Below are 19168 nucleotides of genomic sequence, written 5' to 3'. Positions count from 1 at the left end.
TCGAGGGCAGGCGTCGAACAAACCTAAACGGTTTCCGTCAGCGGTTCAGTGGAAATTACGGCTGGACGTAGCCAAGTTGCCAAGTAGCGCGGTCATGTCGACGAGTCGATTCGCGACGAGGTGCTTTACTTCGCCTTCCTTCTGCCAAACGCCGTAGACGCCCAGCAGCGAAGCTCCGAGCGCTTCCTTTCTGAACTTCTCGACCAAAGACGGCCAGACGATCACGTTGATCTGGCCGGTCTCGTCTTCCAGCGTGATGAACAGCACGCCGTTCGCTGTGCCCGGCCGCTGGCGCACGGTGACGATCCCGCATGCCTTGGCGAGCCGCCCGTTTGGATAGGCAGCAAGCTTCGACGCCGCAAAGATGTTCTTCTCGTTGAGCCTTTCACGCAGCAACGCAAGCGGGTGGCGATTCAGTGTCAGGCCCGTCGAGCGATAGTCGCTGACGATCTCCTGTGCCTCGTTCGGCGCGGCGAGGATCGGCAGTTCTTCCTCGCGCGTCGTAGCGCGTAACAGGTCTTTGTCGGGCACGGCTGCAACCGCCTGCCAGAGCGCCTCTCGCCGATTTCCGGATAGCGCGGAAAGGGCGTTCGCATCCGCGAGCAACTGGAGGTCGCGGCGATCGAGCCGTGCACGGTTGGCAAGGTCGTTAACCGATTCAAAGGGGCGCACCGCCCGCGCGGCCTCAATGCGTGCAGCCGATTCGTCCCGCATGCCGCGAATCAGCGAAAAGCCGAGCCGCACCGGCGCCATTGAGCCGTCGCCTTCAAGAAACGAATCCCAGTTGCTGATCGTGACGTCGATCGGGAGCACGCACACCTTATGGCGCTTCGCGTCTTGTACCAGCTGCGAGGGCGAGTAGAAGCCCATCGGCTGGCTGTTGAGCATCGCGCAGAGGAACGCGGCTGGTTCGTGACATTTGAGCCAACAGCTTGCATAGACGAGGAGGGCGAAGCTGGCCGCGTGGCTTTCCGGAAAGCCGTACTCGCCGAAGCCCTGAATCTGCGCGAAGATCGATTCAGCGAACTCGCGGTCGTAGCCACGATCGAGCATGCCGTTCACGATGCGATCGTAATAGTGCTGCAGTCCCCCTTTTCGCTTCCAGGCGGCCATTGCGCGACGAAGCTGGTCGGCCTCGCCGGCGGTGAAGCCTGCCGCGAGCATCGCGACCTGCATCACTTGCTCTTGGAAGATCGGCACGCCGAGCGTGCGAGCAAGCGCCGTTTCCATCTCGGGTGAGGGGAACGACACAGGTTCCAGTCCTTGCCGGCGGCGCAGGTACGGATGGACCATGCCGCCTTGGACCGGTCCCGGCCGCACGATCGCGACTTCGATGACGAGGTCATAAAACTGGCGCGGCTGCAGGCGCGGCAACATGCTCATCTGCGCCCGCGATTCGATTTGGAACACGCCGACGGTATCGGCGCGGCAGATCATCTCGTAGGTCTTCGGGTCTTCGGCGGAAATGTCTTGCAGTTCGAACGGCTCGCCGCGTTGCTTCGCGATCAAGTCGAGCGTGCGCCGGATTGCTGACAGCATGCCGAGCGCGAGCACGTCGATCTTGAGTAGACCGAGCGCTTCGAGATCGTCCTTATCCCACTGGATCACGCTGCGATCGACCATCGCGGCGTTTTCGATCGGCACGAGCCGTGAGAGCTTGCCGCGCGCGATGACGAAGCCGCCCGTATGCTGCGACAGGTGGCGGGGGAAGTTCAGCAATTGCGACGCGAGGCTCGCCCACTGCTGGATGACCGGTGTCGACGTGTCGAGACCCGACTCCACAAAGCGGTTTAAGAGATCCGCGCTTGAGTCGAACCAGTGGTGCGACTTGGCTACCTTGTCGACGATGATCGGATCGACGCCCAGTGCCTTTCCCGAATCGCGCAGCGCGCTTTTGGGCCGGTAGGTCGTGACGGCGGCCGCCAGCGCCGCGCGAGTGCGCGTGTACTTGCGATAGATGTACTGGATGACTTCTTCGCGCCGCTGGTGCTCGAAGTCCACGTCGATATCGGGCGGCTCGCCGCGCTCCTTCGAGATAAATCGCTCAAAGAGCATCGAGCTGCGCGCGGGGTCGACCTCGGTCACGCCCAAGCAGTAGCAGACGGCGGAGTTCGCCGCCGACCCGCGCCCCTGACACAGGATTCCTTCGTTGCGCGCGAAGCGCACAAGGTCGTACACGGTCAGAAAGTACGGCTCGTACCGAAGCTCGGCGATGAGCGACAGTTCGTGCTCGATCTGCGTCTGCACCTTGTGCGGGATGCCTTGTGGAAAGCGGCGATGCGCGCCGATGTACGTTTCCTGTCGCAGGTAGGCGGTCGGGGTCGTCCCTTCGGGGATCAGTTCATCTGGATACTCGTAGCGCAGTTCGTCCAACGAGAAGGTGCAGCGACTGGCAATCGTCAGCGTCTCGGCGAGCGCTCGTTCGGGGTAGAGGTTCGCAAGTCGTAGGCGCGCACGAAGATGCTGCTCGGCGTTCTGCGCGAGTTCGAACCCGCACTCGGCGGTCGACCGGTTCAGGCGCACAGCCGTCAGCGTGTCTTGCAGCGGCTTGCGCGAGCGGACGTGCATGGTGACGCCGCCGGTGGCGACTACCGCTACGTCATGCTGGTCCGCGACGTATTCGACGATGCCGCGGTGGATGTCGTCCATCGCGCGCGCGTGAAGTGTCAATGCAACCCAGCATCGGTCTTCGAAGGTGCGCGCTAGCCACTCCACCTGCGCATCGAGCCGCTCCTCCTTCGCTGGATACTCCGGCGACAAGATAATGAGGCAGTCCGGCAGTCCCTTCAGGTGCTCATACGGCGCTTCCGGCCGCGCAAGATCGTTGGGCGTCAACAGATACGTGCCTTTCGACGTGCGCGTGCGTGCGAGCGTGATGAGTTCCGACAGGTTCCCATAGCCGTTGCGGTTCATGGCCAGCGCCGTGAACGCAAGGGCGGGCGTCCCGTCCGGGCTAGTCAACTGGAAATGCGCGCCGACGATGAGCCGGATGTTCGCTTCCTTTGCGGCCACGTGGGCGCGCACGATGCCGGCGAGCGAGCATTCGTCGGTGATGGCGATTGCGAGGTATCCGAGCTGCTCGGCGCGCAGGATCAGTTCTTCCGAGTGCGAGGCGCCACGCAGGAAGGTGAAGTTGGAGAAGCACTGCAACTCGGCATAGCCGGGCAGCATAGAGCGGTAGAGGTCCATCGCCTCACCCGAACAGGCCGTGCAGGAACCATCGAGGATCTTCGTCGGCGCGACTGCCGACGCGCTCGCGGTAGATCCAGTAGCAGGTGTGGTCGTCGGCTTCCGCGACAAAGTAGTCGCGCGTGACGAGCTCGCCGCCCCACCATCCCGCTTCGACGCGCTCACCGGGCGATACGGTGCGCAATGGGCTACCGTAGAACGGCCGGTGTTGGCGCGTCATCAATTGGACGGGCGTCTCGAGGAGCCATGAAGGACGAGGCTGATCACCCGGCAGAGGGCAGCCTTTCACGTCGCTCGTCACCGGAACCCAGTTCGATACGATCTCGGGCCGATGGTCGGCTACGGGCGCGGCGCGCAAGACGTTCTCATGGCCAAGACGGGCGACCAGCAACTCCATCAGCCGGTTATGGTCAGCAGCGCTACCGCCCGGCTCGGGGAATAGCGTATCGGATGGCGGCTCGGCCGCTTCAACGTCATTCACTTCGAGGCGCACGGCAATGACCGCAGCCGCCAGTTCGACGCGGCCCAGCCGTTCTTTCAGCAAGCGCGTCAGGTGTTCCTCATGCCACGTCGGTTCCGCGAGTGCGACTTCAATCGTCGTTGGAGGCAACGCCGCGCGACCGCGCTCGTGTTCGAGTTCGATCGAGAATCGGGTGAGCGCGAGCTGCTTACTAGCGAGCCAACCGGTCAACTGGACGATGAGACGGCGCGCGACAAAGAGCACAGCTTCGGCATGCTCGACCCGGTCGGGCAGTTCGATCCGTGCATTGAACGTCGGCGGCGTCTGCACCCATTCGTAAAGCTCTGGCGCTTCGCCCACTGCACGATCTAATGTGTCCAGCAGGGCGGTACCGCAGCGCTTCTTCAGTCCAGCGCGCGGCAAGCGCCGCAAGTCAGCGACACTCGTGCATCCAAGGCCGTCGAACCAGTCGGCATATCGTCGGGCTTCCAGCACCAGCAGCGCGGGCAAGCGCGGCAACTGCCGCATGAGGGAGCGGATCGAAAGACGGTGGCCGCCGCGATAGCGCGCAAGCAGCCACGCGCTTTGGCCGGTGGGCGCGACGCTCATTCGGGCCGTGAAGCCGAATGCGGCGAGCGAGGCGCGTATTGCACCGCGCAGCGCACGCACGCCATGGAATAGCCGGAGGCTCGCGGATACATCGATCAACACCGTCTGCTCCTCAGCAATTGCCACCTGCGGGCTGAATTGCATGAGGGCGGTAGCCACGTCTGCGACCGCCTGCTGCTCCTTGAGTTCGTCCTTGTCGTGAATGCGCGCGTCGGGCGCGAGCGTGAGAACGCCGACTTTGCGCATGCCCATGCGAACCCCCGCCTCATGCGCCGCCTGATCAAGTGCAGTGACACGTTCGTGGTCGAGCACGACCAACCCCGAGCCGGTCTCACTCGTGGACGACCAGTTCGGCTGGAAGACTTCTCGGCTGAGGTGCGGCAGATACACGCCGATCCACACTTGCATGGCGATTCAATAGGATGGGCGAATGGGTCAGTTCGACGACAAGCGGCTCATCGCGCGCGGGACCGCGCCGCTTCACAAACTGCAGCGAGACGCTGTCGCGCGCCGGGCGCACGGCAATCCGAAGCGGGGCGGGCGAGGTGTCACTCGCGGCAGCGAGCGGCCGGATCATGAAAAACAGCGACTCGCTCGTCTGTGCTGCGAGGTGCAAGCGCCGGAGCGCCTCGGGGCGCACGTGGGTTTGCCAGAAGAGCAGGGCGCCAAACGTCCCGGCGCGAAGGATTTGCTCGCCGGCCCACAGCGCATCAGCCGTCTTCGCGGCCCGCACGACGTTGACAGACGTTTCAGGCAGACCCCAGTACGCCGCCGCTTCAGGCTGGAACCGGTGAGGCGGTTGCAGCAAGGCGATGCGCCGCTGAGCGACTGCTTTCAACGCGGGCAGCAGCAATCGCATCTCGCCAACGCCGGGTTGCTGCACCAGCAGGTCGGTCAGGGCACCCTTCGGCCAACCGCCGCCTGGCAGTTCGGCTGCGAGGTTCTCCGAGCCACATGGCACGACGTTCAGGCGAGCGGATGAGAGCTGCGCGCCGCGCCAAAGGGATGGATGAATGTCCTCGAGGGCTAACGCTCCCATGTCGAACCCCGTACTGTATGTTTGTACAGTAGTCTACACCATCGCGGCGGCCTTCTAGCCCACCATATCTATCGGACAAAAGTAAACGGTGGTAACACTGTCGCGAGATAGCCGCGGTAAATCCGTTACGCGGCAATATGTACTGGCTGTCTGTAGCTTCAGCATCGCAGCAAAATGCCCCTTTCTTATGGGCGATTCGAGCGTAAACGCCTCACGTGATACTAGAAACTTGCGTTGTGCAACGGCATCGCACGCCCGCGTCATGTCATAGATCGCATGCGACAACGCTTGCGCTGGCCAAATTGGGTCGTGCAAAGGTTTGCGACTGTAACTTTTTGTTGCAGACACCGGATCACAGGACAGACAATTGGCTCACGCCGTCGCTTACGGTGCTTCCGACGCTCAACACGGTCACAGCCACTTCGGTACGCCAGCCATGACACACGCCAGCCACGACCTTGCTTCCATCCGCGATCTGAACCTGTCGTATCTGAAGCTCGCGCGGCATGTACTGGCGTCGGATCGCGAGGCCGGTCAGGTGCACCTTGGCCTGTCGGCCGAAATCGCCGATACGCTGTTGAAGCTTTCGCCGTCTCAAACCGACAAACTTGCATCGTCGTCGCAACTGCTGTGTCTTTTCCGCATGAGCGCCGATGAAATGCTCGGTGGCCTTGCTAGCCGCAGCGTCGATGCGCCGGCAAGCGCCGTTTCCAACGAAGCTCTCCTTGCAGCCTGACCATGAGCACGGTTACGTCATCGAAAAGCCTCGCTACCGAAGCTGCTCAAGTCATGCGCGCGATCGCGCTGATCAAGCTCGGCGCGCGCATGCAGGTGCTGGAGTCAGAAATTCCGATGCTCTCGCGCGAGCGACTGATCCGTCTTTACCGCGAAGTGAAGGGCACATCGCCACCCAAGGGCATGCTGCCGTTCTCAGAAGACTGGTATCTGACGTGGGCACCGAACATCCATACCTCGATGTTTGCTAACGTCTATGCGTTTTTGGGAGCGAACAGCGAAGGGCTGGACCGTGTCGACCTGCTGACGCGCGCCTACGCGCTTTACGCAGAGCACTTCCAGATGAACGGCGAGCCGTTGCACATGGACCTGACGCGCGCTTGGACGTTCATTCGCTTCAAGGACGCGGGCATTCTCCGTCTCGCCGGCTGCACGCGTTGCCACGGCAAGTTCGTCGCCCATGCGCACGAGCCTTCGCACTCGATGGTGTGCGGGATTTGCCAGCCGCCGTCCCGTGCAGGGAAGACCAAGGCTGCGGCGAAAGCAGCGCTGGAACGAAGCGCAGCATTGCAGGTGCAGGCGGCCTGACTCAACCTCTTTCTGGCTGCGACGGGCCTTTACACGTTTTAGGTCCGGCGCAGCGAGCCCCCGACCACTTGTTGTGTACGCGAGCGCAGCAGATAATGCGACTGCCGCTCCGAACGCAAGCGATCCGCTAGCAGACAGAGAGCGGAGACGCTGCGTCGTAAGTTAAATGTAATGGTCGGTAACCCTAATATAAGAAATATTGATTCAATACATCAGGACACCGTATTAGACGTTATGTCGCCGACTAACTACAATCCGGGCTCTCTCAGGTTCGTCAACTCTTGATGACCTTTAGCGCCGCTCTCAAAAGGAGCGGCGTTTTTTTTCGGTCAAATGTCAGTTACGGCGTCCCGCGTCCGGAACGCCTGGACTGTCCAGCATCTTTTCTACGTCTTCGACCTCTGGCAGCGGCGGCCACGGCCAAGCTTTAGTCGCCCACGGTGGAATCTCGGTCTGACGAACGAAGCCGAACTCTTCCGGCTCGTTCCATATCAGGTCGAACGTCTCGTTGAGGATTTGCTGCATGTAGGCGACGTCTTCCAGACGCATCGACCACCAACCGCGGCGAATGCGGTCTTCGCCGGCGACGACTGTGCGGGATTCCAGATCGAGCACGAACCGGTGCTTCATGTAGGGCTCGCTACTCCACAGGGAGTCCCATTCGCCGACCGCATATCGTTGCATCATTCGTCCCAGAGGTGTCCCCATTGATGTCGTTCACGCGCCTCAACGGCTAGCGCCATGATCTCACCTAGACCGAACACTGGGTTCTTTCTCTTCACTGCGACGAACTGGTCGACCAGTGACGGTGTCGCCCTCAGCAGGCACATCGCCTTGAGTTCGTGATAGTCGAACAGCCTACTCATCATCGGCCGATTCGCGACCAACCCACTGATCTCGTGGCTCAAAACGGCTTCGCGAACGCCCGGCAAATGGTGCTTCACCACTGCGTCGGCCAACACCGCTCGACGCGCAGTTTTTCGGTCGCCGTCGGTCGAAAATTCCTTGGAATCGATCTCCAGCAGCGCGAGGTTAATTTCGTCACCGGCAGCGATAAATTCCAACAGCACAGGTGGTTCGTAGGTCATGGTGGTGGGGCGTCTGCATTACGAATCTGATTAGCGGCTTGAATCGGCCGTTCTGAAGGGTTCGCTGAACAGGCGTACACCATCAGTCGCGCAACAATTCCGTGAGCCACGCTTCAGCAGGGCGACCGGCATCGACGTCCACAAAGAGCGCGACGCTTCCGCCTACAATGTCGCGTGACCGCAGATTGGCGGCATCCAGCCACGGCTTGATAGGTGTTCGCCGGGCCGGGATATCTGCCGCATTGAAATCCAGTGGGTATTCGATAGAGGACTGGTCGGACTCGACCACAAGGCGCATGGAATCGACGCGTACGCCGCGGAGTTCTGTGTCGACGATTCTGTTGATCGCGACGTCGAACTCCCGTTCGCTGGTGAGCTGGTAGCTGCGCGGTCGATCATCCCGACGAAGATGAATGACAGCAGACACGCGTCCGCTCGTCTCGATCAGAACAAGCCGATAGCGTGCAACGCGCCTCGCCATCGGCGCTAGGGAAGACAGTATCTTCAAATTCGCCTTTGTAGGTCATGCCGGATCTCGTTGTAACCACGACACCGCGTCATGGTGCTTACCGAGCCTACGTATCGGCTGACGAAGTCAAGCCGCGGATGCCGAGTCGTGCCGGACTTAATGCAAAATGGCCACATGACAGTTCCCTGCACCCGCCGCCGAGGAGGGAGATATGACAGAGATCGTGAGCAGAGTGAAGCGGGACCCGGAAGGCACGCGACGCCGCATCCTTGAGGCGGCGATCGAGCAGTTCAGCGAGCACGGGCTTGCCGGTGCCCGCGTAGACGCAATCGCGAAAGCGGCCGAGACGAACGAGCGCATGCTGTATTACTACTTCGGCAGCAAGGAGCAGCTCTATCTCGCCGTCCTGGAAACGATGTATGCGGACTTCGCCGACAAGGAATCTCGCCTTGACATATCGGGACTGGAAGCTCGCGATGCGATATTGACGCTCGCTGAATCGATATGGAGGCACCTGTGGGACAGTCCAAAGTGGCTCGCCCTCATCAATTGCGAGAACCTGCATAAGGGCCGATATCTGCAGACTTCCAAGAATCTAAGCGCGATCATCTCGCCGGTGGTCCAAGTCGTCGACGAGATCCTCAGGCGTGGGGCGGCGGACGGTCAATTCCGCGCCAATGTTGACGCCCTTGACTTTTACCTGACTCTGGTCGGAATGGGTTATTACATCGCTTCAAACCGCTTCACGATCTGCGCATTTACTGGCCGTGACTACGCGGAAATCCGACCGCGAAAAGATCGGCAAGATGCACCTCGCCATGCTGGACGCCTATTTGCGTCCGCCTGCGTAGGCATCGGGAATAGTTGCTTGGAGGTCGGCGACGGCTCAAGTCGGACCCTTTGCAGACGGTCATCGGTCCGCGCTGGTACGGCCGTTAGAAGAGGAAGACCGGTCGTTCAGATCGCGCACAATTGAATGCTAGTCATGCTCCGGTTAAACGCGGGCAAGTGCGTCCGACTCCTAATAGACGACTCATTCCGGACCGGTGAGTCGAGGGAAAACCGAGCTTCGCCGACTGCAGGGCCGGTTAGCGGCTATTGGCGGCCTCATCCGATCGTCCACATGCAGCCTGTCGCCAATGTCGGCTTCGGAAAAGTCGCTGCCCACTTTCGGCTGTGTGCACCACCTTCAAGGCCGGCCGCGTTCGCTGCGTCCAATCGATTGTGGCCTAGTACAGGTCACGCAATGGGAGCATTGAAGCGGACCTCGCTGCGCTGTGCAGGGCGCCTCGTTGCAACGCCGAACTTGTCTTCGGTTCAGCTCTCAAGTTCAGGAGCAAGTGTCATAAGCGTTCGCCCAGCGCCGTGGCGAAAAACTCGGTCACCTGACGTACTCTAGCGCTAATGAACTTCCTGTTCGGCCAGACTAGGCTGACGTCGCGCGTCTCGCCGATGTACTCTTCAAGAACGGCTACGACATCGGCGCTTCGCAGATCATCCGTCAACGAAGCGCGGTGGAACATCCCGATCCCAACGCCGGCCCGAATTGCAGACAGGATGGTCTCGACGGTGTTAGTTGACAGATTCCCGTTTACGCGCACATTGAATTTTCCGCGCGGCCCCTCGAAGACCCAGTTCTCGACGCCATGGAACACGATGCAGTTGTGGGTCGCCAAATCGTCGGGCGTCAACGGCGTGCCGTGCTTCTCGAAATAGCGTCGCGATCCTACGCACACGAGTGGCATCGTCGTGACGCGCTTGACCACCGCGTCAGGGCTTGACACTGGGTTAATGCGGATGGCCAGGTCGATGCCGTCGGCCAGCAGATCTTGCACTCCGTCCGAGAGGATGACATCCAGTCTCAGCTTTGGATGGCGCGCTAACAGCTCCGGAATGAGCGGCAGCACGTGCAGCCGACCAAACGTCGCTGAGGTAGCGATCCGGACGAGTCCGGAGAGCTCGAGGGTACTGTTCATCAGCTCGCCGTCGGCCTGGGCGATCTCATCCAGCAGCGGCCTGGTCCGTTCGTAGTATGTCCGTCCTTGGTCCGTCAACGTAACGCTGCGCGTGCTCCGTTTGAGCAGCTGCACGCCGAGACGGTTCTCGAGCGCGCTCACGGACTTGCTGATGGCCGACTGAGAGTCGCCAATGCGTCGTGCGGCGGCGGAGAAGCCACCGGCCTCTACCACGGCGACGAACGCCGTCAATTCTTGAAACCGATCCATGCGTCTCCCTCGTGGCTGCGCCGACAGCGAACTTGAGGAAGTTCGGGTCGTCGACTTATTCGTCTTTGGAATTTGATTGATTCGACTTCGCATGATTATCACTGAGCTTCGACGTAATTACGATGATTCCATGCCAGCTAGCGTAGTCCACGCAGCTAAAGAGCTGGCTACTCGCAGCCCCGGCAAGGCAACGCGAAAACGATCCAGTGGCACGCCCTGGACCACCCATGAACAGTCGAGAGATGAGGAAATATGAATACCGCAGCGGATCGAAATGAAGCAGCGCTCACCACGCAACAGACCCTCGCAGGCCAAACAGTCGTCGTGGTGGGCGGCAAGACCGGCATCGGAATGGGCGTAGCGCGTGTCGCGCGCGCAGCGGGCGCGAAGGTTGTCGTCGCCAGCCGCCGCGTCGCCCCCCTGGTCGAGCGCTCCGACCTTGCCGAGTTCGCGCAGGTTAGCCTGGACATGCGCGACGAGTCGGCCGTTCAGCAGGTCTTCGAGGAAATAGGAGCGCTGGACCATCTCGTCGTCACTGCGGCGCCTGACCTCGGAACGTGGGGCTCCTTCATGGATGCGGACATGCACGGTGTTCGCAATTACCTGGAAGGCAAGTTCCTGGGCAGTTGGGCTTGCGCTCGGCATGCTGCTCCGCACCTGCGCGCGGGGGGCTCCATCACTTTCCTGACGGGCGGGATGGCCGTTCGGCCGAAGCTTGGCTTTACAGCGGTGACATCGGCATTCGCGGCGGTGGAAGCGTTGTCGGGATCCTTAGCACTGGAACTGGCGCCGATCCGGATAAACACGATCCGTCCGGGCTTCGTCGACACGGACATGTGGGGTTTTCTGCCTCCCGAGCATCGGGACGACCTGCGCAAAAAGGTGGAAGACACGTTTCCGGCGCGGCGAGCCGGGAAGGCGGAAGACATCGGTCACGCGGCTCTGTTCCTGATGACCAATTCCTACGTGACGGGAACCGTGCTCGAGGTCTCCGGCGGTGAAACCCTGGTACCTAGTGTTTCGTGAAATCAAAGAGAAATTCAACATGACCGATCTAAATCGTCCCATTTCCGCGGGCGCACCAACGCCCGCTCCGGCGCGTCGAACGTTTCTCGCGCAGGCGGGGGGCGCCGTCGCCGGCGCGATGGCCATGACAGCAATGCTTGGCGACGCGCGCGGCCAGGCCGTCGACACCCAACCCAGTCGCCCTGCCGATGACTCCCCGAGGCCATCGCGAGGCGGCAAGGGCTTCTGGCCGAACGGCGCCCGTCTCGCTATCAGTGTCTCGATGATGTTCGAGGGCGGCGGTCAGCCGATCTCCGGCGCCGGCGGGCTCATCCCGGAACCCATTGCCAAAGGCGTTCCCGATCTTCCGACCAATGCATACTTTGCTTACGGGCACTACGAGGGGATCCCGCGGGCGCTTGACCTGTTCGACAAGCACGGGATCAAGGTGTCCTCGTTCATGATCGGCGAAGCCATAAAAAAAGCGCCGCAGCTTGCGCAGGAAATCGTGCGGCGGGGCCACGAGGCGGCCGCACACGGCCCGACCTGGAGTAACTCGTACAACCTGTCCCGCGAGGAGGAAAAGCGCTTCATCGCGGAGTCGGCTGAAACCATTCATCGGATTACCGGCCAACAGCCGGTCGGCTGGAACGCCTACTTCCTTCGCAACTCGGTGCACATCCTCGAGACGCTGCAGGAACTTGGCTTCCTGTATTACATCGACGAGCCGAGCCGTGACGAGCCGTTCATCGTCCCGGTCAAGGGCAAAGACCTCGTGACGGTGCCCTATACGTTCCACCTGAACGACATCTCTGCGTACCCGTTCGAGGGTTACAACCCGATCGCCTACGAACAAGCATTGAAGGACGAATTCGACCAGCTCTATGAGGAAGGCGCGAGCCGCCGTCGCATGATGCTGGTGGGATTCCATGACCGCATCAACGGACACGCCAACCGCATTCGCGTCCTGGATCGCTTCTTCACCTACGCCAGGTCCAGACCCGACGTGTGGTTCGCGCGAAAGGATGAAATAGCTCGCTGGGTGTTGGCGCGTCGTGCCGATACCCCTGTCGTGCAGCGAGGTCCGGCAGCAATATCGGGCCTCCCAGGTCAAGGCTGAAAGCGGGCGCCTCGGCGTGCATGCGGCTCATCAAGCTCGCATGCACTACTCACCCTCTACCCGGCAGGGCGACACGACGGCTGCCGCCTTGTGCCCGATCCGAAGCCTTAAATGCACTGCCACTTAGTGAGGACGCAACCGCTCGCAATTCGCCCATCAATTCTCATCAGGCCGGCAGATTGACTTGGCTCCTTCTCAACTCGATTTGCCGCATCAATTGGTTCCATTCACTAACTGACTGTATGAATCCCGCCCCTGCTGCCGATCAGCGCGAGTCGCTTCTGCTCACCTTCAACAACCTACCGATGCTCAAGTCCGCGCTGGGCCCCGGTGTTGACTTCCAGCCGCTCTTCATCGACGTCGAAAGAGGAATATGGTGCATAGGGGCGATATTTGCAGCAGGCGTGGTGATCCCTGCTCACCTCCATACCGGACCTGTGCATGCGTTTACTGTTGCTGGCCGCTGGCACTATGCCAGTCACGAAGATCGACCGCAGACGGCTGGAAGCTACTTTACGAACCAGCGACCGGGGCGCCGCACTAACTAGTAACGCCATCGGACAACGCAAGCCTCACCGAAGTCCTGTTCATCGTGTTCGGCGCGAACGTCAACTTCAACGCCGATGGGGCTTATATGAATTCAATGGACGCCGGCTTCATTGAGACACTTGCCCATTCACTGGCATCAGCGCAAGGGTTCGGAATGCCGACATATATCTCGGTTCCCAGCGCAGCGTTAATAAAGCGATGAAGGCGTCGGCACCCAAGTGCAGTCGTCGCTGGAATATATTGATACCGATGCGATCGCTCGCTCCGATTGGCCAGGCCGGCTGGCGAGCAGCCGACGCATTGCGTCCATAACCTGAAGCGCGTTTCCTCGACCGTGGTTCGAAAGCAACCTTACCTTGCAGCTTGCCCGTGATCTTTCCTCTAATAAACGGCCATGAAAAGGCCAGAGGTTTGTCCCATCAACCATGCGACAGGTGAGCTTGATGGAAGTCGACTCGACCGTGCATGACAGCATTCGCGCGTTTGTCCCGCGCCAATGCTGAGTGTGGCTAGGCGAGTTACGAGATAACCTGAGTGCGCCCTTTATCGGAACTCTTGGTCGGCGCATCGCCCGCTGCAGCGGATAGCGCAGGTATCGCCGAAGCAGCGGCCAACGCACCGCCGAGCAGCAACGCTCCGACAACACCGACGCTATCCACCACAAAGCCCCCGAGTGTCGCGCCTAGCGAAATGGCGATCTGAAACACTGTGACGAGCACCGCCTGTCCGGCTTCCGGCGCATTAGGCAGCGCATTTAACATCCACGAGGTCATCGAGACGGGCACCAGCCCGAATGCTGCGCCCCATGCGAGCGTGGCAGCCGCGCCTTCCGTCACACCCCGGGCTCCTAATGCAGATGCAACCAGCACTGCGCCGATTACGACTGCCGCGAGCACTGCGGTGCCGCGCACGCTGTGTGAGACCAGCCTGCCTCCGACAAAAGTGCCGACGAAGCCTGCTACGCCATAAATCAGCAGCAACGAGGTCACGGCGCCGGCCGACAGGTTGTAGACATGTTGCAGCATAGGTCTCAGATAGGTATAGCCGGCGAAGTGTCCCGCGACGAGCAGCACCGCCATAACAAGTCCGCGCCGCGCGCTTCTGTTATAGAACGGTGCGAGCAGATCACGCGGCGTAATGGCACGCGCGGACGGCAACGACGGCAAGGCAAAGAACTGCAGCGCGAGCACGCCCGCGGCGAGTATCGCGGTGACAGTGAACGCGACTCGCCAACCTGCCATGTTGCCGATCAGCACGCCGGCTGGCACGCCCGCAATCGTCGCCACCGAAATTCCGGCGAGCACATACGACATCGCGCGCGGAAGCGCTTTGGCCGGAACGAGAAGGCCGGTAGCACCGGGGGCAAACGTCCAGAAACCGCCAACGCATAAGCCGAGCAGAGCCCTCGCCACTAGCATGACAATGAGGCTCGGCGCGAGCGCCGCCAAGGTGTTCGACAACACGAGCAATGCCGACAGAGCCAGCAGGACGACGCGCCGGTCCAGCCGTCCTGATGCCAGGATCAGCACCGGCCCCATAGCCGCAGCAAAGATGCCAGGCATGGTGACCATTAGACCGGCGGCTCCTTCGCTCACCCGAAGTGTCCCGGCAATATTTGTGAGCAAACCGATTGGCAGGAATTCGGTCGTCACCGACGCGAAGGTGCCGAGTGCGAGCGACGCGACCGCTAGCCACGCCGGCTGCCACGTTTCGTTGCGGCAAGCGCTCACCATGGCAGCGCCTCGCCTAGGTGGAACAAGCCACCGTTCCGGCCGCCTTCCAGTCCCTCGTCGCAACATTGTTCTACCGCCGCTTCGCCCGACGGTCCACTGTGCTTGCCGATGATCGCCAACAGGGATGCTCCCGCCAGTTGGCGCGCAGCCTCGAGGCCAATGCCGCGCTTTGCGCCAGCTATAAAAGCGACTTTGCCTTGATGGTTCACTGTGCTCACGTTGTACTCGCAATGCCACAATTTGTGACGATAAGAACAACAAATAAGAACAAAAAAAAATTAGCGCTGCAACCTGCGATTACTGCGGATCATGCTGACCACGTCTTCCAGCGTTTGGCGAGCGAGCTCTTTCTCAAACCCGCTCTGTGCCTGCTGCAGCACGCTCTCCATACAGCCCTTGATATTCCTGCTAACGTCACACTCCTCGGTCACCGGGTAGGCGTGTATGGCAAAGGCCGCCGGTGCTTCGCTCGCGCGATAAATGTCGAGCATGCTGATTTGCGACGGACGTTTGGCTAGCAGGCACGCCCCGCTCTTGCCACGGGTAGTTATGACAAGGCCGGCGCGCGCGAGCTTGGCGATGATACGCCGCACAAAACTCGGCTCTGCGTTGACGCTACCGGCCAGGTCGGAAGAACGCACTGGCTCGCCGTCATGCGCCCCGAGTGCGGCCATGACGTGCGAGGCTACTGAGAACTGAACATTGGTCTGCGACATAATGCGACTATAAACAGCACAATTTGATTTGGCAAGGACGGAGCGTCCGCGCTGGCGCATTGAGAGAAGTACACGCATTGCGGCACGGGCCCGTACGGGGTCCCTGATCAGACGTCGCCTTCAATCCAGATACTCTTGAATTGCGCCGGGTTGGTAGAAGAGCGGTGCCGCGATGTGAGGAGAAATATCGGCCAGATCAGGAAATCGAACGGCTTGCAATCACCGTTGCAAAAATGCTGTCCGCACATTGTTTGGGGCACGATGGGCATCGACGGATAACTGGCAGCCTTGTGAAGCAGCCGATTCCAAGTCGCGCGGAAGTACCCGCACTTGGCCGATAGGCTCGCTCCTAGCGCTCCCACTTTGTGACTTGGCGGAGGTTGCCCGGCTAGTCAGCGGCTGGGTGTTCCCGTAGACGGGTCTATGGGGTGCCATCTCTTGAGAGAGATAACGCTGCACAGACGCACTGGACTTGCCCACGCACGTCCAGCTAGATCAAGGGTCCACTCGACGAACCAGAGCAAGTTGATTGCGGTAGTCGGACAGCGGCAGCCCGCCCTGTCCGATGTCATCGATTTCGTGTTCGTGTTCGTGGAAGATTACAGTGGTATCTTCGTGCGGCTTACCCATTACCGTGAAGAGCAAGTCGGCGATGCCTTTGTACACGGCGGCTTTCTGCTCGCGGGTCGTGCGGTCCTCGCCAGGGACGGTGCCTTCACGGGTTACAAGGATATTCTCAATCGGCATACGGTTGGCCAGGAGAAGGGGGAGGCGCTGGCGGCGCGCCTCCTCTGCAGTTCAGCGCCCTGCGATAAGACCGCCATCGACGTGAAGGATCTCGCCGGTCGAGAAGGCTGCGTCTTCGAGGTAGAGCACCGCTCGAACAATATCTTCGACCTCACCTAGCTTGTTCATGGGGTGAAAGGCAGCCAGCTTTTCCACCAAGCTCGGATCGTGCATGGGCGTGCGGATAACGCCCGGCGCCACTGCGTTCACGCGGATGCCGCGTGTGGCGAACTCGATCGCCATGCTCTTGGTGGCGGAATTCATCCCGCCCTTGGTCAGCATCGCGAGGAAGGCGGGAGAGCGAGAGCTGGCAAATTCCGCGGTCGAGGCAGTGATCTGGACAACGTGTCCGCTGCCCTGTTTCAACATCACCGGAATGACTTGCTGCGTAGTGAAAAAGAAACCGTCGAGATTGGTTTTTAGCTTGAGACGGTAATCTTCTTCGGTGTATTCGGTAAATGCCTTGCCGATAAAGATGCCGGCGTTGTTTACCAGCGTGTCGATGCGACCAAACCGGTCCAGCGCTGCAGCAATCACATGCTTGCCGGTGTCCGGGTCACCGATGTCGCCCGCGACGGTCACAAGGTCCGGGTCGGCTGAGGGCTGAATCGAGCGTGACGTCGCAACGACGCCGTAGCCGCGCGCGCGAAAAGCCTTGACGATGCCCTCCCCCATACCTTGCGAAGCGCCGGTGACAATGGCTACCTTTTTCTGACGCATGATATTTCTCCTGGCTGTTGACTGAACTTGGGATGCCCTTGGCATCTCGTGGTATGGACAGGAGGTTAGCGCTGGACTTCGTGAACGGGGAGTCGCTATCCTTGCGCAATGACTGATAAAAAACGCACAGAACTCGACTGGCAGGACATGAGGATTTTTCTGGCGCTGGGACGCTACGGAAGCCTGTCTGCCACGGCACGCGCACTGCGCGTTAATCATGCAACGGTCGCCCGCCGTGTTCAGTCTCTCGAGGGGAGCGCGGGTCAGAAACTGGTCGAGCGCAGGCCAGAAGGATACGTACTGACCCCTGCGGGAAGAAATACGTTGCAGGTCGCAGCGGAGATGGAAGCTGCAGCGCAGAGAATCAAGCATGCCGGCGCGAGCGATGAAGACGGCAGCCTTCGAGGCCTGGTGCGTATAAATGCACCGCCCGCGCTGACCCAGGGCTTCATGCTTGCCCGCCTTACCCGTCTCACCGAGTCCTATCCCGGTATTGACATTGATCTTGCGACAAACCTTCGTTCGGTCAGTCTCGAGCGTCACAAAGCAGATATCGCGGTGCGCGTGGGCCGCCTTGCCGACGCGGACCTGATCGCCAAGTCACTTGGCCTCATGTCGTTCGGCTTCTACGGAGCAACAGCGCAGTGTGAACGAGTCGAACGCGGAGAGCCGCCCGTTTTCATAAGTTTCAACGAGGAAAGCGCCGACTTGCCCGGCACGAGCTGGTTGTCGCAGCATTTCCCTCACTGTCGCGTTTCATTTCGCGCTGAAAATCACATACTGCAAGCTATTGCGGCTCGGGACGGCGCGGGCTTAGCTTTGCTGCCCCATTATCTAGGGCGAAGCCTGTCTGGGTTAAGCCTGTCCGCCCTAGGGCCGCTGCCGGCCCCGCGAGATATGTGGCTACTCATACGCAGGCAGGACCGTAACGTCCCGACGCTAAGGGTGGTTACGCAGCACTTGATCGATTCATTCAAGGAAAGCGAAACGCTTTTCGGCGCATGATAGGCGATGGCCTGTCGGCCTACCAACGCCTTACACAGTCGATCGCCCAAAAATGGATTTGGCCAGTCGATTTTGCCCTTAACGGCTGCACTCAAGGGCGAAGCCGACGCCCAAACATCCGATCGAGGCGCTGCCCGAACGGCCGTAAATGGCCGAGGGTGTGTCAAAACTCACGCGATCGTCTAGACTGAATCAACCTGTTAGCGCGAGAGGCGAAGATGGGGCGATTCGTCGAAGGTGCAAACCGCAATCAGGCAACGTTGCTGCCGGAACGGCTCGAAGACTTTATCTCTGAAGACAATCCCGTTCGGATAGTTGATGCATTCGTCGACGAGCTCGATCTGGCTTCAATGGGATTCGAGGGCACCGCGCCTGCGAGTACGGGCCGACTGTCTTACCATCCGGCCGTTCTGCTCAAGCTCTACATCTACGGTTATCTCAACCGCGTGCAATCGAGTCGACGTCTGGAGCGCGAGTGCCAGCGGAATGTGGAACTGATGTGGTTGACCGGACGCCTCGCACCGGACTTCAAGACGATTGCCGAGTTTAGACGCAATAACGGCGCTGGCATTCGCAATGTATGCCGGCGCTTCGTGGTGATATGCCGCGACCTGAAGCTCTTCACGCAAGCAGTGGTCGCCATCGACGGCAGCAAATTCAAGGCCGTCAACAGTCGTGACAGCAACTTCACGCCCAACAAGATTGCCAGGCGGCAAGAACAGATCGAGCAGAGCATTCAGCGTTATCTGGATGCTCTGGAGACAGCTGATCGCACGCAACCGGTTGAGGTGGAAGCGAAAACCAAACGGCTTCGGGAGAAGATCGAAACGCTGCGTGAGCAGATGCGCGATCTCGATCATGCAGCAGAACTGCTGAATGATTTACCCGGAAAACAGGTTTCGCTGACAGACCCCGACTCCCGCTCGATGATGTCGCAAGCCAAGGGCACAGGTGTGGTGGGCTACAACGTTCAGGTGGCTGTTGATACAAAGCATCACCTCATTGTGACCCACGAAGTGACGAACGTCGGTAGTGATCGCGCGCAGCTTAGCCCGATGGCCAAGGCCGCGCGCGATGCGATGGGCAAGAAGAAGCTCAAGGTGTGGCGCGACAATCCGGATGAGAGACGCGC

At 60.4% G+C, this 19168-nt stretch carries 19 protein-coding genes; 8 read left to right on the top strand and 11 right to left on the bottom strand.

Annotated elements, in window-relative coordinates; all coding sequences use genetic code 11:
* Nucleotides 1-45: 45 nt before the first annotated feature.
* Genes BG57_RS28810 through imuA form a run of 3 tightly spaced genes read right to left on the bottom strand, consistent with a single transcriptional unit; the run spans nucleotide 46 to nucleotide 5297 of the window.
* Nucleotides 46-3189 (bottom strand): error-prone DNA polymerase, encoded by a 3144-nt coding sequence (locus tag BG57_RS28810; protein ID WP_035970378.1) that lies wholly within the window; start codon nucleotides 3187-3189, stop codon nucleotides 46-48.
* Nucleotides 3190-3193: 4 nt separating this feature from the next.
* Nucleotides 3194-4666, bottom strand: a complete 1473-nt coding sequence (locus BG57_RS28805) for a Y-family DNA polymerase (protein ID WP_035970376.1) — start codon at nucleotides 4664-4666, stop codon at nucleotides 3194-3196.
* Nucleotides 4590-5297: a translesion DNA synthesis-associated protein ImuA gene (imuA, locus tag BG57_RS32080; protein WP_075583239.1), complete on the bottom strand. Its 708-nt coding sequence runs from the start codon at nucleotides 5295-5297 to the stop codon at nucleotides 4590-4592. Before imuA ends, BG57_RS28805 begins: the two co-directional genes overlap by 77 nt.
* A 436-nt stretch (nucleotides 5298-5733) precedes the next feature.
* On the opposite strand from imuA, the gene BG57_RS28795 reads away from it, so the two are divergent.
* Both BG57_RS28795 and flhC read left to right on the top strand, forming a co-directional pair.
* A complete protein-coding gene (locus tag BG57_RS28795) occupies nucleotides 5734-6033 on the top strand; it encodes a flagellar transcriptional regulator FlhD (RefSeq protein ID WP_035970373.1) in 300 nt (99 codons plus the stop codon).
* A 2-nt stretch (nucleotides 6034-6035) separates the two neighbouring features.
* Nucleotides 6036-6620: a flagellar transcriptional regulator FlhC gene (gene flhC / locus BG57_RS28790; RefSeq protein WP_035970372.1), complete on the top strand. Its 585-nt coding sequence runs from the start codon at nucleotides 6036-6038 to the stop codon at nucleotides 6618-6620.
* Between the two features lie 336 nt (nucleotides 6621-6956).
* On the opposite strand, the gene BG57_RS28785 is transcribed toward flhC, so the two are convergent.
* The 3 genes from BG57_RS28785 to BG57_RS28775 all read right to left on the bottom strand — a co-directional run bounded on the left by BG57_RS28785 (nucleotide 6957) and on the right by BG57_RS28775 (nucleotide 8135).
* On the bottom strand, nucleotides 6957-7250 hold the full coding sequence (locus BG57_RS28785; protein WP_081851026.1) for a hypothetical protein: 294 nt from the start codon (nucleotides 7248-7250) through the stop codon (nucleotides 6957-6959).
* Between the two features lie 53 nt (nucleotides 7251-7303).
* Nucleotides 7304-7708, bottom strand: a complete 405-nt coding sequence (locus BG57_RS28780) for a hypothetical protein (RefSeq protein ID WP_035970370.1) — start codon at nucleotides 7706-7708, stop codon at nucleotides 7304-7306.
* 82 nt (nucleotides 7709-7790) lie between these two features.
* A complete protein-coding gene (locus BG57_RS28775) occupies nucleotides 7791-8135 on the bottom strand; it encodes a hypothetical protein (protein ID WP_152562739.1) in 345 nt (114 codons plus the stop codon).
* A 253-nt stretch (nucleotides 8136-8388) separates the two neighbouring features.
* Here BG57_RS28775 and BG57_RS28770 point away from each other — a divergent pair, with 253 nt between their 5' ends.
* A complete protein-coding gene (locus tag BG57_RS28770) occupies nucleotides 8389-9153 on the top strand; it encodes a TetR/AcrR family transcriptional regulator (protein WP_308743710.1) in 765 nt (254 codons plus the stop codon).
* Nucleotides 9154-9520: 367 nt separating this feature from the next.
* Here the strand turns inward: BG57_RS28770 and BG57_RS28765 are convergent, their stop codons facing one another.
* Entirely contained in the window at nucleotides 9521-10402 is an 882-nt protein-coding gene (locus BG57_RS28765) for a LysR family transcriptional regulator (RefSeq protein WP_035970367.1), read from the bottom strand.
* Nucleotides 10403-10654: 252 nt separating this feature from the next.
* Here BG57_RS28765 and BG57_RS28760 point away from each other — a divergent pair, with 252 nt between their 5' ends.
* The 3 genes from BG57_RS28760 to BG57_RS34390 are packed head-to-tail and all read left to right on the top strand — an operon-like array spanning nucleotide 10655 to nucleotide 13075.
* Entirely contained in the window at nucleotides 10655-11428 is a 774-nt protein-coding gene (locus BG57_RS28760) for an SDR family oxidoreductase (protein ID WP_052006071.1), read from the top strand.
* Nucleotides 11429-11447: 19 nt separating this feature from the next.
* Complete coding sequence (locus BG57_RS28755) at nucleotides 11448-12527, top strand: polysaccharide deacetylase family protein (protein WP_035970365.1); 1080 nt, start codon at nucleotides 11448-11450, stop codon at nucleotides 12525-12527.
* 20 nt (nucleotides 12528-12547) lie between these two features.
* Nucleotides 12548-13075, top strand: coding sequence for a cupin domain-containing protein (locus BG57_RS34390; protein ID WP_420912094.1), 528 nt, complete (start codon nucleotides 12548-12550; stop codon nucleotides 13073-13075).
* A 519-nt stretch (nucleotides 13076-13594) separates the two neighbouring features.
* Here BG57_RS34390 and BG57_RS28745 read toward each other — a convergent pair.
* The 4 genes from BG57_RS28745 to BG57_RS28730 form a co-directional block, all read right to left on the bottom strand.
* A complete protein-coding gene (locus tag BG57_RS28745) occupies nucleotides 13595-14809 on the bottom strand; it encodes an MFS transporter (RefSeq protein WP_052006069.1) in 1215 nt (404 codons plus the stop codon).
* A 278-nt stretch (nucleotides 14810-15087) separates the two neighbouring features.
* Nucleotides 15088-15603, bottom strand: a complete 516-nt coding sequence (locus BG57_RS28740) for an Rrf2 family transcriptional regulator (protein ID WP_081851025.1) — start codon at nucleotides 15601-15603, stop codon at nucleotides 15088-15090.
* A 417-nt stretch (nucleotides 15604-16020) separates the two neighbouring features.
* On the bottom strand, nucleotides 16021-16272 hold the full coding sequence (locus BG57_RS28735) for a tautomerase family protein (RefSeq protein ID WP_035970361.1): 252 nt from the start codon (nucleotides 16270-16272) through the stop codon (nucleotides 16021-16023).
* A 51-nt stretch (nucleotides 16273-16323) separates the two neighbouring features.
* Nucleotides 16324-17031, bottom strand: coding sequence for an SDR family NAD(P)-dependent oxidoreductase (locus BG57_RS28730; RefSeq protein ID WP_035970359.1), 708 nt, complete (start codon nucleotides 17029-17031; stop codon nucleotides 16324-16326).
* Nucleotides 17032-17139: 108 nt separating this feature from the next.
* Between BG57_RS28730 and BG57_RS28725 the strand changes: the two genes are divergently transcribed.
* Together BG57_RS28725 and BG57_RS28720 are read left to right on the top strand one after the other, a co-directional pair.
* Nucleotides 17140-18036 (top strand): LysR family transcriptional regulator, encoded by an 897-nt coding sequence (locus tag BG57_RS28725; protein ID WP_035970357.1) that lies wholly within the window; start codon nucleotides 17140-17142, stop codon nucleotides 18034-18036.
* 218 nt (nucleotides 18037-18254) lie between these two features.
* The coding region (locus BG57_RS28720) for an IS1182 family transposase (protein ID WP_035970382.1) at nucleotides 18255-19168 on the top strand (914 nt) is incomplete at its 3' end.

Origin of the sequence: Caballeronia grimmiae, assembly GCF_000698555.1 — a bacterium.
In the GTDB taxonomy this organism is placed as follows: domain Bacteria; phylum Pseudomonadota; class Gammaproteobacteria; order Burkholderiales; family Burkholderiaceae; genus Caballeronia; species Caballeronia grimmiae.
This window is presented reverse-complemented; position numbering and strand designations above follow the sequence as displayed.

Excerpts from the sequence above, each read along its gene's own strand:
- BG57_RS28810 (WP_035970378.1), bottom strand. The coding sequence starts at position 3,189 with ATGGACCTCTACCGCTCTATGCTGCCCGGCTATGCCGAGTTGCAGTGC.
- BG57_RS28805 (WP_035970376.1), bottom strand. The coding sequence starts at position 4,666 with ATGCAAGTGTGGATCGGCGTGTATCTGCCGCACCTCAGCCGAGAAGTC.
- imuA (WP_075583239.1), bottom strand. The coding sequence starts at position 5,297 with ATGGGAGCGTTAGCCCTCGAGGACATTCATCCATCCCTTTGGCGCGGC.
- BG57_RS28795 (WP_035970373.1), top strand. The coding sequence starts at position 5,734 with ATGACACACGCCAGCCACGACCTTGCTTCCATCCGCGATCTGAACCTG.
- flhC (WP_035970372.1), top strand. The coding sequence starts at position 6,036 with ATGAGCACGGTTACGTCATCGAAAAGCCTCGCTACCGAAGCTGCTCAA.
- BG57_RS28785 (WP_081851026.1), bottom strand. The coding sequence starts at position 7,250 with ATGAAGCACCGGTTCGTGCTCGATCTGGAATCCCGCACAGTCGTCGCC.
- BG57_RS28780 (WP_035970370.1), bottom strand. The coding sequence starts at position 7,708 with ATGACCTACGAACCACCTGTGCTGTTGGAATTTATCGCTGCCGGTGAC.
- BG57_RS28770 (WP_308743710.1), top strand. The coding sequence starts at position 8,389 with ATGACAGAGATCGTGAGCAGAGTGAAGCGGGACCCGGAAGGCACGCGA.
- BG57_RS28765 (WP_035970367.1), bottom strand. The coding sequence starts at position 10,402 with ATGGATCGGTTTCAAGAATTGACGGCGTTCGTCGCCGTGGTAGAGGCC.
- BG57_RS28760 (WP_052006071.1), top strand. The coding sequence starts at position 10,655 with ATGAATACCGCAGCGGATCGAAATGAAGCAGCGCTCACCACGCAACAG.
- BG57_RS28755 (WP_035970365.1), top strand. The coding sequence starts at position 11,448 with ATGACCGATCTAAATCGTCCCATTTCCGCGGGCGCACCAACGCCCGCT.
- BG57_RS34390 (WP_420912094.1), top strand. The coding sequence starts at position 12,548 with ATGCGGCTCATCAAGCTCGCATGCACTACTCACCCTCTACCCGGCAGG.
- BG57_RS28745 (WP_052006069.1), bottom strand. The coding sequence starts at position 14,809 with ATGGTGAGCGCTTGCCGCAACGAAACGTGGCAGCCGGCGTGGCTAGCG.
- BG57_RS28740 (WP_081851025.1), bottom strand. The coding sequence starts at position 15,603 with ATGCGTGTACTTCTCTCAATGCGCCAGCGCGGACGCTCCGTCCTTGCC.
- BG57_RS28735 (WP_035970361.1), bottom strand. The coding sequence starts at position 16,272 with ATGCCGATTGAGAATATCCTTGTAACCCGTGAAGGCACCGTCCCTGGC.
- BG57_RS28730 (WP_035970359.1), bottom strand. The coding sequence starts at position 17,031 with ATGCGTCAGAAAAAGGTAGCCATTGTCACCGGCGCTTCGCAAGGTATG.
- BG57_RS28725 (WP_035970357.1), top strand. The coding sequence starts at position 17,140 with ATGACTGATAAAAAACGCACAGAACTCGACTGGCAGGACATGAGGATT.